This is a genomic window from Pseudoalteromonas sp. APC 3355, from assembly GCF_030407615.1.
In the GTDB taxonomy this organism is placed as follows: domain Bacteria; phylum Pseudomonadota; class Gammaproteobacteria; order Enterobacterales; family Alteromonadaceae; genus Pseudoalteromonas; species Pseudoalteromonas distincta.
Genome location: NZ_JASDDB010000005.1, coordinates 65519 through 82028 on the forward strand (window position 1 = coordinate 65519; position 16510 = coordinate 82028).

Below are 16510 nucleotides of genomic sequence, written 5' to 3' on the forward strand. Positions count from 1 at the left end.
ACTGGTAAATTGGGTAAAGTTACTAATGTCAGAGCAAATTTCTCTTCAAGCCGACGTTCCAACCGAATTAGGTGGTAAACGTCTAGACCAAGTATTAGCACAATTGTTCCCTGATTATTCACGTTCTCGTATAAAAACGTGGATTTTGGATGATAAAATCACTGTAGACGGTGAAATTTTCAACACTCCACGCGAAAAGCTACTAGGTGGTGAAGTTGTAAGTGTTGAAACAACAATTGAAGCACCACGCGAATATGAAGCACAAGATATCAAATTAAACATTGTTTATGAAGACGATGATATTTTGGTAATTAATAAACCAATGGGCCTAGTGGTTCACCCAGGTGCGGGTAACCCTAATGGAACAGTGTTAAACGCATTGCTACATTACTACCCTGAAATAATTAACGTGCCACGTGCAGGTATTGTGCATCGTTTAGATAAAGACACGACCGGTTTAATGGTTGTAGCTAAAACGATTCCAGCACAAACGCATTTAGTAACAGCGCTGCAAAAGCGTGAAAACTTTACGCGTGAATATGAAGCACTGTGTAATGGTACTATGACTGCAGGTGGTATGGTTGAAAAAGCGATTGGCCGTCATCCTACTCAGCGTACGCATATGGCCGTACATGAACTGGGTAAACCGGCAATTACACATTACCGTGTTGCTGAAAAATTCCGTGCTCATACTCGTTTACGTCTGCGCCTAGAAACAGGCCGTACTCACCAGATTCGTGTGCACATGGCGCATTTAAATCATCCGCTAATTGGCGATCAATCTTATGGCGGCCGTCCGCGTCCACCTAAAGGTGCAACACCAGAGTTATTCGAGTTACTTCGTAGCTTTAGACGCCAAGCATTACATGCTGTAAAATTGAGCATTGCGCATCCAATCACGGGTGAAATGATGACATGGCAAGCACCTATCCCTGATGATATGGTTGCTATGACACATGCACTACGTGAAGATACTAAAGCTAATCCTGATATCGATAGATAATGCACTTATTGTCAGCGACATGGCAAAACCTTCATAAAGTAGGAACGTTAAGTACTACTTGTGGAGGTGGTGTTTCAAAAACCCCATTTAAAAGTTTCAATTTGGGATACCATGTTGGAGATAATCAAGATCATGTATCAAAAAACCGCTCACTATTAACCAAATACTTACCTAAACCTGCCGTGTGGCTAAATCAAGTTCATAGCTCTGATGTTGTTATTGTTGATGAACATTTTGACTCTAATAAGTTACACAATGCTGATGCGCTTTATACTCAGTTATTAAATCAGCCTTTGGCTATCATGACCGCCGATTGCTTGCCTATTTTATTAGTGAGTGATGATGAAAAGGAAGTTGCAGCTATACATGGCGGCTGGCGAGGGCTTGAGCAGGGAATTATTAAAAATACTTTAGAATGTTTTAGCTCAAAGTATGAAAATATAAATGCTTGGCTAGGGCCTGCAATTGGGCCAACTCAATTTGAGGTTGGGGCTGAAGTGTTTGAGTTATTTCAAAAAAGGTCTTCTTCATTTATTCAAGCATTTACACCACAAGCTAATGGCAAATTTCTTGCTGATATTTATGGCATTGCGCGTACTTTACTTACCCAGCAAGGCGTTAAAAAGATTACAGGCGGCGACTATTGTACAGTCTCTCAAAGTGACTTATTTTTTTCTTATCGACGGGATGGACAAACCGGACGTATGGCAAGTTTGATCTGGCGCAAGTAATTAGCACCTTTAGCTATTATATTTCTCTCTACACCTTGAACAAACACCTAAACATACCCATTAATTAAGCAATTAGATTATTTAATAGGTAACACCATGCGTTTAGATAGGTTTACAAGTAAATTTCAATCTGCGCTTTCTGATGCGCAATCGCTAGCCCTTGGCCGCGACCATCAATTTATTGAACCCGTACATTTAATGTACTCATTACTGCAGCAAAGCGGCTCCAGTGTGCGTGCGTTATTTGCCCAAACGGGGGTCAGCGCAGATGAACTTAACACCAAGCTTTCTCAAGAAATAGAAAAACTATTTAAAGTAGAAGGCGTAGGTGGCGACGTGCAGCTATCAAATAATATGGCTTCACTTATTAACCTATGTGACAAGTATGCGCAAAAACGCAAAGACAAATACATTTCAAGTGAATTGTTTGTACTGGCAGCATGCGACGATAAAGGTCCACTTGGCGATATATTTAGATCGTTAAATATTACCTCCACTAAAATTGAAACAGCGATTAAAGCGATTCGTGGTGGTCAAAAAGTTGATGACCCAAATGCCGAAGAAACACGCCAAGCGCTTGAAAAGTACACGATTGATCTAACTGAGCGAGCAGAGCAAGGTAAGCTTGACCCTGTTATTGGTCGTGATGACGAAATTCGCCGTACGATTCAAGTACTACAACGCCGTACTAAAAATAACCCTGTATTAATCGGTGAGCCAGGTGTTGGTAAAACAGCAATAGCAGAAGGTTTAGCACAGCGTATTATTAATGGTGAAGTACCTGAAGGATTAAAAAACAAACGTGTTTTATCGCTTGATTTAGGAGCACTAGTTGCGGGCGCTAAATATCGCGGTGAATTTGAAGAGCGTTTAAAATCAGTATTAAACGAATTGGCTAAAGAAGAAGGCCAAGTCATTTTATTTATTGATGAAATACACACTATTGTGGGTGCAGGCAAAAGTGATGGCGCAATGGATGCGGGTAATATGCTAAAACCTGCTTTAGCACGCGGTGAGTTACACTGTGTTGGCGCAACCACGCTTGATGAATACCGTAAATATATAGAGAAAGACGCAGCACTTGAGCGTCGATTCCAAAAGGTACTCATTGAAGAGCCGTCGGTTGAAGATACCATTGCAATATTGCGTGGCTTAAAAGAGCGATATGAGCTACATCATTCAGTAGAAATTACTGATCCCGCGATTGTTGCTGCGGCGCAGTTATCTCATCGCTATATTAGCGATCGTCAGTTACCAGATAAAGCAATTGATTTAATAGACGAAGCGGGTTCTTCGATTCGATTACAAATTGATTCAAAACCAGAGTCGTTAGATAAGCTTGAGCGTCGTATTATCCAATTAAAATTAGAAGATAATGCACTTGCTAAAGAAAAAGATGAGGCGAGTCAAAAACGTCGCACTGAAATGCAAGAGTTGATCACCGACCTTGATGGGCAATATCGTGAGCTAGACGAAATTTGGAATGCTGAAAAAGCATCGCTTCAAGGTACACAAGTAATTAAAGCCGAGCTTGAACAAGCAAGATTAGATTTAGATGTAGCGCGAAGAGCAAGTGATTTACAGCGTATGTCAGAGCTGCAATATGGGCGAATTCCAGAGCTTGAACGAAAACTTGATTTAGCCTCACAAGCCGAAATGCAAGAAATGACTCTGCTTAAGAACCAAGTAGGTGAGGATGAAATTGCTGAAATTTTATCTCGCTGGACAGGTATTCCTGTTGCAAGAATGCTACAAGGTGAGCGTGAAAAGCTGCTGCAAATGGAAGATAAGTTACACAGTAAAGTAATAGGGCAAGATGAAGCGGTCGTTGCTGTTGCTAACGCAATAAGACGCTCACGTGCAGGACTTGCAGATCCTAATCGCCCAATTGGTTCTTTCTTGTTTTTAGGTCCAACAGGTGTGGGTAAAACCGAGCTTACAAAAGCACTGGCTGGTTTTATGTTTGATACCGAAGACGCCATGGTGCGTATCGACATGTCTGAGTTTATGGAAAAGCACTCAGTTGCCCGCCTAGTGGGCGCACCTCCAGGTTATGTGGGTTATGAAGAGGGCGGTTATTTAACAGAAGCTGTTCGTCGTAAACCTTACTCAGTTATATTGCTTGATGAAATAGAAAAAGCACACCCAGATGTGTTTAACATTTTACTGCAAGTGTTAGATGATGGCCGATTAACTGACGGACAAGGTAGAACCGTTGATTTTAAAAATACTGTTATTATCATGACATCAAATTTAGGCTCAGATATTATCCAAGAACAAGCGGGTAATAATGACTATACGACCCTTAAAGCTAAAGTAATGGAAGTATTGATTAATGAGTTTAGACCTGAGTTTATTAACCGTATTGACGAGACTGTTGTATTCCACCCGTTAGCAAACGAGCATATAAAAGAAATAGCTGATATTCAGTTAATGAAATTACGTGAGCGTTTAACAGAGATGGGGTATCTGCTTGAAATAAGCGATGCTGCACTTGAGCGAATTGCAGCAAGTGGGTTTGACCCTGTGTACGGTGCACGCCCGCTTAAGCGTGCTATTCAGCAAACGATTGAAAATCCGCTAGCACAAAAGCTACTTAATGGGGACTACATACCAGGTAGCGTGATTGTTATTGATGCAAATGACGACGCTTTGGTATTTACCAAACGCTGATTGTAAATAATTAAACTCTAAAGCCGCTAAAATAGCGGCTTTTTTATGTTTGTTAAACTTTAAAAGTTAGTAATAAATCGTTCACTCTACGTGAGCCTTCAACAAGCTCAGCTGCACCTTTTGCCACATTAAAGCTTAAACTTAAGTTGTTATCGCCAAAGTCTTTAATTTGCGAAACATTATTACTAATGTCGTTACTAACCATTTGTTGCTCTTCTGCAGCGGATGATATTTGTATTGCTAAGTGAGATATTTCACTGATTTGGATAAAAATACCCTCTAATTCAACTTGGGTTTTATCGGTTGTCAAAACACAGTTATCGGCTTGTGCTTTAGTGCTTTGCATTACTTTGGACCAGCTAAATAAAGTGTCTTGTATTTCTTTAATAGAACTATGGATTTGTGTCGTAGCATTTTGAGTGCGTGACGAAAGAGTCCTTACCTCATCGGCGACTACTGCAAAGCCTCGACCATGTTCTCCCGCTCTAGCTGCTTCAATCGCTGCATTAAGAGCAAGTAAGTTAGTTTGATCGGCAATTCCTTCTATTTCACTCATTACCTTACCAATTTTATCTGCTTCAGAGGCTAAGCTGGTGGCTGTATTTGCAGCTTGTTCTACTTGAGAAGCTAAGTCAGATACCATTTTACTATTATCAGCAATGTGGTCTTTTATCTCTGAGCAACTTTGATGGGTGTTATTCACTTTATCCGCTGTTTGAGCGGTATTTACTGATATTTCACCAATGGTAGAACTCATTTGAGTCATCGCTGATGCAATTTGTTCTAAACGCTCACCTTGAGAAGAAATCCCTTTTTCGGTAAGTGTTGATTGTTTGTCTAAATCAGTCGCGATGCCATTAAAGCTTAATGTTGAGTCTTTCATACGGCCAAGAACGGTGCGCAATTTTGCACTTAGCATTTGCTCTCTATAATCACTTACACTGTGCGGTGTATGGCCGCTGTAAATATAACGAGAGATTGAATCGGCTTTTGCTTTTTGTTCGCGTAATATTTTAGGGGTAACAATGAGTTCGTCATAATTTAGCACAATAACTAAAGCACAAATAAATAGGCTAATTGCAGCAATGGTGATTGATGCCGCAACAGCAATAAAAATCAGCCAAAATAATAGGCTTATAAAAGTAAGGCTTTGTCGTATTGTGGTGTGTTCTCGTAGTTTAAATAATGACTTGTTGGTATTTATTTTGTTGTAAAGTGTTTGTGCACGTTGCTTAAGTTGAGAGCTTGCTTTGGTTCTTACAGATTGATAACCAACAAGTCGGCCATGTTCAAAAATGGGGGTTACAAAGGCATCTACCCAGTAATAGCGGCCATCTTTACAGCGGTTTTTAACCATACCGCGCCACGAGTGTTCTTGTTTTAATGTTGCCCACATTTCTTTAAAGGCTGCTTTTGGCATATCAGGGTGGCGAACAATATTATGATGCTGACCGATAAGCTCTTGTGCGCTATATCCTGCTACAGCACAAAACGCTTGATTGACGTATGTTATTACACCTTTAAGATCAGTAGTGGAAACCAGCTCTTGTGATTCATCAAAGTATACTTCTTCATTTTTTAAGCTTTTATCATTGTGCATTGTATTTATTATCATCCTTTATTGTTGCAGTCATTATATTGCTTACACCCTACAAAGCAAAAAATAGCGTCCTTCCTTCTATGCTCATAAGACAAATAATTGTATTTATTGATCTAGATCAAGTTTAAATACCGGACAGCTAAAGCGAACTGATTTTGTATAAGTTCCGGTCTATTACTTTAAGCTGATATTTTACTTATTTGATTTATAATTAAATACGTATTTAAAGCATTTGTATAATGCACATAGCAATGGCAATATTACGACTTAATATAATGATGTTGGTCATATTAAGCGCATGTATAGAGTGGGGAAATAATTATTAAATTTGAAAAGTTATATAGTTCTTAGCAATTTATACCAGTTGCATTAAATAAGTGATCTATTATAGCGCTAAGAAAATAGCACAATAGCAAGGCGAAAATTATGACATATAGTTGTTCTATATGAGTAATTTTTAACGCAGTGAGTGCGCTATTTAATGCGATAGAATGATCATATTTTCAATAAAAATTGGTATTAATCTTGAGTCTAAGTAATTAGTCCCCATAACCTTATGATTAAGCCACGTGGCCCGAGGAAAGATTTTTTGACAACACATGATTTAGCTAACGCACTTGAAGCGTTATCAGTAAATGAGCACCAACATGCAGTTAAAGGCATTAAACGTGGCATAGAGCGAGAGTCGCTAAGAATACAAGAGAATGGTGCTATATCACCTAAAGGTCATCCAAAAGGGGTGGGCAGTGCGTTAACTAATGGCCATATCACAACTGATTTTTCTGAATCTTTACTTGAATTTATTACTCCAGTTAGTGAGTCGTCAACGCAAACTCTTAAGCAATTAAAAGATCTTCAAAAGTTCACTCTAGAAAAGATGGACGATGAACTGCTTTGGCCTATTAGTATGCCATGCTTTATTGAACACCAAGATGATATTGTTTTAGCTCAATTTGGTAGTTCAAATACTGGTCAAATGAAAACACTATACCGTGAAGGATTAAAAAATCGTTACGGAAGTATGATGCAAGCAATTGCAGGTGTTCACTTTAATATTTCATTCCCAGATACGCTTTGGCAATCGCTTCATTCGTTACAACAAAGTAATGCAAGCCTTCAAGATTTTATTTCAGAAGGTTATTTAGCGCTTATTCGTAATTTTAAACGCGAACTATGGCTAATAAGTTACATGTTTGGTGCATCGCCAGCATTGTGTAACTCATTTTTACAAGGTCGAAAAACCGATTTACCATTTAAAAAACTAGGTAAAGGTACGCTTTACTTAGAAGTTGGTACTGCACTGCGTTTAGGCAATTTAGGTTATACAAATAGCGCTCAGTCGTCACTACGCGTAATGTATAACTCGTTAGATGAATATGTAGCAGGCCTTAAAAAAGCAATCAACACACCATCAGAAATTTATGGTGATCTTGATGACTACAAGAGTGAAAACCCTAAGCAGTTAAATAAAAATATTCTGCAGATTGAAAACGAATTTTACTCGCCAATTCGTCCTAAGCGTAATGCTAAAAGTGGCGAAACGCCAACGGATGCACTGCTTCGAGCAGGCATTGAATATGTAGAAATTCGCGCATTAGACGTTAATCCGTTTAGCGAAGTTGGTATTGATATTGAGCAAATTCACTTTTTAGATGTGTTTTTAACGTATTGTTTATTAAAAGATTCAGCTCCAATGGATTGGAAAGAACAAGCACGCAGTACTGAAAACCTCGACACAGTAGTCAATCAAGGTCGAGAAGAAGGGCTAATGCTTAACTTTAATAACACACAGCGTAGTCTTCAGTCGTGGGGCGATGAAATATTTGCACAGCTCACTGATGTCGCTAAATGGATGGATAATGCTTATGGTGTTAATTATTACTCCGATACTATAAAGCGCATGGCTACGTGGGTGCATAATCCAGAGCTTACTTATTCTGGACGTTACGTGTCGCAATTAAAAGAGTCTGGTTTAGACAACGGTCACTTTGCACTAGCACTGGCTAATAAATACAAACAAAGTCACGCAGACACTGATTACAGTGAGTTTTTAAAGCCTTGGCTGGAACAACAAGTTGTAGAGTCTAACGAAGCACAAACTGCAATTGAGCAAGCAGATACTCAGTCATTTACCGCCTTTTTAGATGCGTATTTTAGCGGTAAATAATCTTAATACTTAGTAAAATTTAAGCAAAAAAAAACGCAGCCTAAGTAGGCTGCGTAAATATATATTCAGGGATGAACTAATGCTGTACTGCTGCATTCATTGAGTCAGACCCACACTTTTTAGAAAAGTTCTGTGAGATCTTAGAAAAATGAAAAAAAATGCAATTATTTTATCTCTTGCCATTACTTTAGCTGGTTGTGCTACAGCGCCTCCAAAACAACCTAACGATCTATGTAAAATCTTTGAAGAAAAACCTGATTGGTATTTTGACGCAAAAGACGCGCAAGAAAAATGGGGTTCACCTAAGCATGTACTCATGAGTATGATGTACCAGGAAAGCTCCTTTAAGCATGATGCGGCTCCGCCTATGGAGTACTTCTTATGGATAATTCCAACCGGTCGCGCAAGTGATGCTTATGGCTACTCACAGGCTAAAACACCAACATGGTCAGATTATATTCGTGAAACAGGCAACAATGGTGCTGATAGAGACGACTTTGACGATGCAATCGACTTTATGGCGTGGTTTGTTTATAAAACGCATAAAGTAAATAAAATCTCTAAATGGGATGCTTACGCACAATACCTTAATTATCATGAAGGTTGGGGTGGCTATAAGCGTGGCACATATAAAAAGAAAAAGTGGTTAATGGGTGTAGCAAACAAAGTTAAACACAGAGCGAGCCGTTATGGCGCGCAATTAAAGCGCTGTGAAGACGAGCTTGATAAAGGTTGGTTTGAACGTCTTATATTTGGCTAGAGAGTTATTAATGGATATAAAAAAGGAGCCAATCGGCTAATGCCAGTCAGTTAAGCTGACTGGCATCTTTCTTTTTATGGGGATACTTAGATGGTTTTGGCTTAACCCATCGGGGATATCTTCTATCCTCTCGTCTAGCTGGAAGCTTAAATAAGACCAGTGTATCGAGTGAGTGCTGCCAGTGTATTGGAATGTTCCCTGGGCTCATTATAGATACTGACGAGAAATACTGAATGACAGCCATCGAACTGCTAGAGAAACTTAGCTGGTTAGGCCATATCCCTGTGACTGTCGCCGCCATCGTCATTATTCTTCGTATTAAATTATAGGCGAGTAACACGGCCCATAGCTCCTGACGCACCATGTCTGGACGCTTACTTCTTAAATGGTATGCGCTATCAAGCATGGTTTGTTTGATTTCTCTAAACCCAAGTTCTATCTCCCAACGATGACAATATAATTCAACAATTTCATTACCTGGATAACGCAATCTATCCGTCATCGAGGTTAATATACGGTAGCTTTTGCCCTTTATTGTTTTGCTGATTAATCTCGCTTTAATCGTTTCAGGAACATCGGGAAAGTTTTTTTGTGCATGCTTTGTGGTTTTCAATTCAATGATATGGTCATTTTTACCCGCGCTGGAGATGATTTCATACTGTAAGTCGGGCCTTGCTGGTATCAGCCAGTGCCTCACCTCCCCAGTTTGATGCCAACGGTTTAACAGGCCTAAAGAATAATATCCTTTATCAAACATAGTCAGTGAATTATCTGGTGTACGTTCAATTAAACGCTCAGCTAATTTCATCTCGTTGGTTTTATAGTTATCAAACTCGCTACTGAGAAGTTGATGGCTGGTCAATTCCATATGACAAACCATGCGTATTTGAGGAAAGGCTGTATCACCGTATTGGTTGCTACCTGAAGAGAAGGCTTTACGATTATCAGGCGTGTCGGCTGTTCGCCACACAACACCGTAACAGCTAATAGGTTCAAACCATTCCATGTTTCGAATGACTGTTGCTTATACATTGATTGAGCAGATTTATTGAAAACGTGTTTAACGGAATCATCACCTAACCTTTGTCTCGCCTGTACCATCGCACTTGGAGCAACGAGTTGGTTCTTGCCAGGTAACATGATATCTAGCTTATTAGCGATATTCCAAACTGATTCTTTTCGAAACAATGCCATGCCAATAACTGACCACAAAACGGCTTCAAGCGGTAATCTTCGCTTACGAACGGTTGCAATTCCTGCTTGTTGAAAACCTTGTTCAATGATTTCAGGGTCAAGAATTTCTGATAATTTTTCAAAGGTATGATATCGGCTGCTTTCTTCAAGTGTTGCTTGCAGTGCTTGTTCTATATTCACAAAAAATCCGTAGTTAGTTTCCTAACTACGGATTTTGCATGATCGTTTGGATCGGTCAACCGGTCATTTTCTTAACTGATCGGCATTAGCCAATCGGCTCCTTTTATACTTAGCGAGAACGCTTATTAGGCTGAATCTTCACCTGTTTTATCATATTCTCTTTTACTTCGAGTACTTCAATAGGGTAGCCCGCAATACGTAGACTAATATTTGCATCGGGAATATCTTCTAAGTATTCAACAATTAAACCACTCAAAGTTTTTGGGCCGTCTAGTGGGAAATCCCAACCCATCTCTTTATTTAAATCGCGTACGTTAGCGCCGCCATCTACAATACAAGAGCCATCTGTTTGTGTTTCTACTTCTTCGCTTGGCGTACGAGTTTGTGTAGTTGTAAAATCGCCAACAACTTCTTCTAAAATATCTTCAAGCGTTACTAAACCTTGAATATCGCCATACTCGTCTACTACTAAGCCAATACGCTCTTTAGACTGCTGAAACTTTAACAGCTGAGTGTTAAGTGATGTTCCCTCTGGGATAAAGTAAATTTCGCGTACAGCACGTAGCAAAGATGGTTTATCAAATTGCTCTTTTGTAAGTAGACGAAGTGCATCTCGAGAGTGAATAAAGCCTACTGCGTCATCTATATTGTCGCGATACAACAACACGCGAGTATGTTGTGCATGGGTAAGCTGGCGACTAATTAGTTTCCAATCATCATTAATATCAATAGCCACAATTTCGTTACGTGGGATCATGATATCTTCAACGGTTACTTGCTCTAAATCTAAAATTGAGGTCAGCATACTTTGATGGCGAGCAGGGATAAGTGCGCCTGACTCATTGAGCACTGTTTTTAATTCTTCTTTGCTCATGCTGTGCTCGTCGATTTGAGCGGCACTAATACCAAATAATCGCAATATCCCGTTGGTCATCCAGTTAACGATAACAACAAAAGGAAAAAGAATTTTTAGTAACCCTTTAAGTATTATTGAGCTTGGAAAGGCAACTTTTTCAGGATAGAGGGCAGCAAGAGTTTTAGGTGTTACTTCGGCAAATATAAGCACGACTAAAGTTAACACACCCGTAGCGATAGCAATACCAAGGTCACCGTAAAGGCGAATACCTATAATGGTAGCAACTTGAGCTGCAGCTATATTGACAAGATTATTGCCAATTAAGATTAAACCGATGAGCCTATCTGGACGGCTAAGTAATTTACTGACTCGTTTAGCTGCACGATGATCCTCTTTAGCGAGGTGTCGCAGGCGTATACGATTGATTGACATAATTCCGGTTTCTGAACCAGAAAAATAAGCAGAAAAAAGCACCAAAAAACCTAAAATGATAAATAGGGTACTTGTCGATATGTCGTCCAACGATGGATCCTTTTCTTATAAATCAATGCGTATTAAGCTAGAGTGAGCAAGCAGAGTCAAGTTAAAACTTATTTAGTATCACTTCTTGTATGAAACGGCTGCCAAAATATGCGAGTGTGAGGACAAATGCAGCGACCATGATCGTAATAACCACAGGTTTACCGCGCCAACCCTTTTTCATATGCCCGATGGCTACAATGGCAAAAATAGCCCACGCAACTAACGACAATATCGTTTTATGAATGAACTCTTTAGCAAACATCCCATCAAGAAATACAAACCCCGAGAGTAATGCGAACGTGAGTAATATGGTGCCTAAATTAAGGAGTTGGTAAAGCTGGCGCTCAACAACCATCAAAGGCGGAAGGTGACTATGCACAATTGCTAAATCTTTACGTTTTAAACGTTTATCAATAAAGTAGAACTGTACACCATATAAAGTAGCAATAATTAAAATACAGTAGGCCAATAGGGATAAGGAAATGTGTGTTACTAAGCCAACCTCAATATTAATGCTTTGAAGTAAAATATGATGAGGAATAAATAAACTGGCAATTGTAAGTAAAGCACCAAAACCATAAACAACGGGCAATAATAAAGTGGCAGGGAACTTTAGCGACACAGCTGTTACTGAAACTACAATAACCCAGCATGTTAAAAGGGAGACGTTTACAATACTTAAGTCTTGACCGTCGGATCTAAAAACAGAGTTAACTAACAGCAGCATATGCGCCACTATAGCAACAGTGCTCAATATGACGGTTACCTTTTGGCTAGGGCCTTGTTGATGAAACAGGCGTGAGAGCACGTGAGACGTTGCTAACACATAAAATAAACTGGCAATAATAGTTAAACTAATAATCAGCATTGTGCTTGGGCCACTTAATTTGAGACAAAATAATCCTTGTTGTTATATAGCCATTGTATTTTATAGCAAAGCAAATGCATAGACCTTAAAAAAAGAAACTCAACAAGGTGCACTTGAACACTGTATTGTAAGACGCCATATACGGTATACTACTTTTAATTGAAACTTAATAAGTCAATCCTGGTTAATTGAAAATCAAACTAACCGTAAAATTTTAATGGATTGATATAAACGTCTTATCGGAACCGTTACATGTTTGAGAACCTCCAAGAACGATTAGGTAAAACCTTAAAAAATATCAGTGGCCGTGGCCGTCTGACTGAAGACAACATAAAAGACACACTTCGCGAAGTGCGTATGGCATTTTTAGAAGCCGATGTGGCACTGCCTGTTGTTCGCGAGTTTGTAAAACAAGTTAAAGAACGTGCAGTTGGGGTTGAAGTTACAAAAAGCTTAAGCCCAGGCCAAGTATTTATAAAAATAGTGCGTGAAGAACTAGAAAAAGCAATGGGTGAGGCCAATGAAGAGCTAAGCCTAAATGCACAACCGCCAGCCGTTGTTATGGTAGCGGGTCTGCAAGGTGCGGGTAAAACCACCAGTGTAGCTAAGCTTGCTAAGTTTTTAAAAGAACGCAAAAAGAAATCAGTGCTTGTAGTAAGTGCCGATGTTTATCGCCCTGCTGCGATTAAACAGCTAGAAACGCTTGCTACAGAAGTTGACGTTGATTTCTTTCCAAGTGATATTTCGCAAAAGCCAGTGGATATTGCAAACGCTGCAATTTCTCATGCTAAAAAGAAATTTATAGATGTAGTACTTGTTGATACCGCAGGTCGTTTACATGTTGACAGCAACATGATGGACGAGATTAAAGATCTTCACAAAGCAATCAACCCAATTGAAACTTTATTCGTTGTTGATGCAATGACGGGTCAAGATGCGGCAAATACAGCTAAAGCATTTGACGAAGCCCTGCCACTAACCGGTGTAATATTAACAAAAACCGATGGTGATGCACGTGGTGGTGCTGCTTTATCTATTCGTCATATTACAGGCAAACCAATTAAATTTATGGGTGTGGGTGAGCGTATTGACGCACTTGAGCCTTTTCATCCAGACCGTATAGCGTCGCGTATTTTAGGTATGGGTGATGTACTTTCATTAATCGAAGAAGTCGAAATGAAAGTAGATAAAGAGCAAGCTGCCAAAGTTGCTGAAAAAGTATTTAAAGGTGCCGGTTTTACCCTTGACGACTTTGCTGATCAATTAAAGCAAATGAAAAACATGGGTGGCATGATGTCGATGCTTGATAAGCTCCCTGGTATGTCTAACTTACCAGATGCTGTTAAAGGCCAAATGGGTGACAAAACATTTATCCAAATGGAAGCTATTATTAGCTCAATGACTAAAAAAGAGCGCGCACGTCCAGAAATCATTAAAGGTTCACGTAAAAAGCGCATAGCTGCTGGCTCTGGTACACAAGTACAAGAGATTAATAAGTTGCTTAAGCAGTTTACGCAAATGCAAAAAATGATGAAAAAGATGAAAGGTAAAGGCGGCATGACCAAAATGATGCGCGGTATGAAAGGCATGTTACCACCTGGGATGATGGGTGGCGGTGGTCCTAAGTTTTAAAAAATACTTTTGAGTTATTTTTTAAAATAATAGCGAATCATATTTAAAGGAGCAAATAGCTCCTTTTTTGTTGAATAAATTATGCATGTAATACACCTTTAACCCTAATTTGTCGTTGAGATCACGGTTTAACCTACTAAACTGTCTTTTTGCTTCACTTCTTACTTGCGTTATTGCCAAAAACTCGTACAATTCCCCAGCTCCCCATTCTGGGGAGTAAATCTTATTAATGAAAACAGTCAATCTTTATAGAGGACGGTATGGTAACTATTCGTTTGCAACGTGGTGGCGCTAAAAAACGCCCTTTCTATCAAATTGTGGTTGCGGATAGCCGTTTCTCGCGTGACGGTCGCTTCATCGAGAAAGTAGGCTTTTTTAACCCAATTGCTTCAGGTCAAGAAGAAAAAATTCGTTTAGATTTACCACGTGTTGAACACTGGGTAGGTCAGGGCGCATCTCTTTCAGATCGCGTAGCTAAGTTAGTAAAAGACGCTCGTAAAGCGGCTTAATAGGCGTAAGTGTAACCATGAGTCAAGAGAACACCTCATCAATAATTGTCGTAGGAAAGCTCGGTGCCCCATATGGTATAAAGGGCTGGCTTAAGGTACATTCATTTACTGATGATCCCGTAGGGATCTTCGATTTCAGCCCGTGGTTGATAGGGCAGCAAGGTAAATGGCAGTCCTTAGAAGTGGTCGACTGGCGTCGCCACAACAAAGGCTTTATCGCTAAATTTGCGCAGATAAACGACCGAGACGAAGCAATGGCTTATACCCATGCTGAAATCTCAATGGATGCAGCGCATTTACCAGAACTTCCGCAAGGTGAGTTCTATTGGCGAGATCTCATTGGCATGTCTGTTGTAACCGATAAAGGTTATAGCTTAGGCATTGTTGATGACCTTATGGAGACAGGGTCAAATGACGTACTAGTTGTGAAAGCAAATAGTAAAGACGCATTTGGTCAAGCTGAACGTTTGATTCCTTTTTTAACTGATTCAGTTATTAAAGAAGTTAAATACGACGCAAGAGAAATTACCGTAGATTGGGATCCAGGGTTTTAATGACGCAAACTAGTTCATTATGGGTAGGGGTGATAAGCCTTTTTCCAGACATGTTTGACGCTATTACAGACCAAGGTGTTACCGGTCGCGCAGTAAAAAATGGTTTAATTGATTTTAACTGTTGGAATCCGCGAGACTACGCTTTAGATAAGCATAGAACCGTAGATGACCGTCCTTACGGGGGCGGACCAGGTATGTTAATGATGGTTGAGCCATTAAAAAAAGCGATTGCCGAAGCTAAAAAAGCAGCTGGTGATGGCGCTAAAGTAATTTATATGTCCCCGCAAGGGCGCAAACTTGATCAGCAGGGCGCTAGCGAACTCGCTAACTCTAATAAACTGATTTTGATTGCCGGTCGCTATGAAGGTATAGATGAGAGAATAATAGAATCATATGTTGACGAAGAATGGTCAATTGGTGATTTTATTTTGAGTGGTGGTGAACTACCTGCCATGACATTAATTGACGCAGTAGCGCGATTAGTGCCAGGTGTGTTAGGTCATAACCAGTCAGCAGAACAAGATTCGTTTTCGGATGGCTTGTTAGATTGTCCACACTATACACGACCAGAAACATTGGACGACAAACAGGTTCCTGCTGTATTACTCAGTGGAAACCACCAAGAGATAGCAAAGTGGCGGCTTAAGCAGTCATTAGGTAGAACTTGGTTACGACGTCCTGACTTGTTGCATAACCTAGCTCTGACTGAGGAGCAAGCGGTATTACTCGCAGAATTTCAGCAAGAGTACCAAAAAGCTTGTGGCTAGAAGACAGTTACACCTAGGAAAGTGAGAAACATAATGGCAAAAGTAAACCAAAATATTATTAAAGCGCTTGAAGATGAGCAGCTTAAAACAGACGTACCTGCATTTGGCCCTGGTGATACAGTGGTTGTACAGGTAAAAGTAAAAGAAGGTGCTAAAGAGCGTCTACAGGCCTTTGAAGGTGTTGTAATCGCTAAGCGTAATCGTGGTCTTCACTCAGCATTCACAGTTCGTAAAATTTCGAACGGTGAAGGTGTTGAGCGTGTATTCCAAACGCACAGCCCTCTTATTGATAGCGTAGCAGTTAAGCGTCGCGGTGCAGTTCGCCGTGCTAAGCTTTACTACCTACGTGAGCGTTCTGGTAAATCTGCACGTATTAGAGAAAAACTTAACTAATACGCGCTGTTTATCAACGCAAAAAAACGGGTTGCATCCTTCGGGTTGCAACCCGTTTTGGTTTTAGAATATTATTTTCTCAATTCTCAATTCTCAATTCT

At 39.9% G+C, this 16510-nt stretch carries 13 protein-coding genes and 1 pseudogene; 10 read left to right on the forward strand and 4 right to left on the reverse strand.

The window, feature by feature from the left end; genetic code table 11:
* Window positions 1-25: 25 nt before the first annotated feature.
* From rluD to clpB, 3 genes are all read left to right on the forward strand, one after another.
* Entirely contained in the window at window positions 26-1003 is a 978-nt protein-coding gene (rluD, locus tag QMA08_RS10055) for a 23S rRNA pseudouridine(1911/1915/1917) synthase RluD (RefSeq protein WP_002962209.1), read from the forward strand.
* Window positions 1003-1734 carry a peptidoglycan editing factor PgeF gene (gene pgeF / locus QMA08_RS10060; protein ID WP_290174451.1) on the forward strand — a complete coding sequence of 244 codons (732 nt, stop codon included), beginning with the start codon at window positions 1003-1005 and terminating at the stop codon, window positions 1732-1734. Before rluD ends, pgeF begins: the two co-directional genes overlap by 1 nt.
* Before the next feature lie 96 nt (window positions 1735-1830).
* The gene (gene clpB, locus QMA08_RS10065; RefSeq protein ID WP_039487056.1) at window positions 1831-4407 is read left to right on the forward strand and encodes an ATP-dependent chaperone ClpB; all 2577 of its coding nucleotides are present in this window, start codon (window positions 1831-1833) and stop codon (window positions 4405-4407) included.
* 52 nt (window positions 4408-4459) lie between these two features.
* On the opposite strand, the gene QMA08_RS10070 is transcribed toward clpB, so the two are convergent.
* Window positions 4460-6007, reverse strand: coding sequence for a methyl-accepting chemotaxis protein (locus tag QMA08_RS10070; RefSeq protein ID WP_290174454.1), 1548 nt, complete (start codon window positions 6005-6007; stop codon window positions 4460-4462).
* 589 nt (window positions 6008-6596) lie between these two features.
* Here QMA08_RS10070 and gshA point away from each other — a divergent pair.
* A complete protein-coding gene (gene gshA / locus QMA08_RS10075) occupies window positions 6597-8174 on the forward strand; it encodes a glutamate--cysteine ligase (RefSeq protein ID WP_193226114.1) in 1578 nt (525 codons plus the stop codon).
* A gap of 148 nt (window positions 8175-8322) precedes the next feature.
* Window positions 8323-8934 (forward strand): transglycosylase SLT domain-containing protein, encoded by a 612-nt coding sequence (locus QMA08_RS10080; RefSeq protein WP_002962200.1) that lies wholly within the window; start codon window positions 8323-8325, stop codon window positions 8932-8934.
* 46 nt (window positions 8935-8980) lie between these two features.
* Here the strand turns inward: QMA08_RS10080 and QMA08_RS10085 are convergent.
* The 3 genes and pseudogenes from QMA08_RS10085 to ccsA form a co-directional block, all read right to left on the reverse strand.
* Window positions 8981-10302, reverse strand: a pseudogene (locus QMA08_RS10085) (IS4 family transposase).
* Between the two features lie 115 nt (window positions 10303-10417).
* Window positions 10418-11686 (reverse strand): CNNM domain-containing protein, encoded by a 1269-nt coding sequence (locus tag QMA08_RS10090; RefSeq protein ID WP_002962198.1) that lies wholly within the window; start codon window positions 11684-11686, stop codon window positions 10418-10420.
* 61 nt (window positions 11687-11747) lie between these two features.
* Window positions 11748-12554 carry a cytochrome c biogenesis protein CcsA gene (ccsA, locus tag QMA08_RS10095; protein ID WP_002962197.1) on the reverse strand — a complete coding sequence of 269 codons (807 nt, stop codon included), beginning with the start codon at window positions 12552-12554 and terminating at the stop codon, window positions 11748-11750.
* A gap of 252 nt (window positions 12555-12806) precedes the next feature.
* On the opposite strand from ccsA, the gene ffh reads away from it, so the two are divergent.
* From ffh to rplS, 5 genes are all read left to right on the forward strand, one after another.
* Complete coding sequence (ffh, locus tag QMA08_RS10100; protein ID WP_290174455.1) at window positions 12807-14186, forward strand: signal recognition particle protein; 1380 nt, start codon at window positions 12807-12809, stop codon at window positions 14184-14186.
* Window positions 14187-14446: 260 nt separating this feature from the next.
* Window positions 14447-14695, forward strand: coding sequence for a 30S ribosomal protein S16 (gene rpsP / locus QMA08_RS10105; protein ID WP_002962192.1), 249 nt, complete (start codon window positions 14447-14449; stop codon window positions 14693-14695).
* Window positions 14696-14712: 17 nt separating this feature from the next.
* Window positions 14713-15249, forward strand: a complete 537-nt coding sequence (rimM, locus tag QMA08_RS10110; protein WP_024596584.1) for a ribosome maturation factor RimM — start codon at window positions 14713-14715, stop codon at window positions 15247-15249.
* Entirely contained in the window at window positions 15249-16016 is a 768-nt protein-coding gene (gene trmD, locus QMA08_RS10115) for a tRNA (guanosine(37)-N1)-methyltransferase TrmD (RefSeq protein ID WP_002962190.1), read from the forward strand. Before rimM ends, trmD begins: the two co-directional genes overlap by 1 nt.
* Before the next feature lie 33 nt (window positions 16017-16049).
* Complete coding sequence (gene rplS / locus QMA08_RS10120; protein ID WP_002962189.1) at window positions 16050-16409, forward strand: 50S ribosomal protein L19; 360 nt, start codon at window positions 16050-16052, stop codon at window positions 16407-16409.
* Window positions 16410-16510 lie beyond the last annotated feature (101 nt).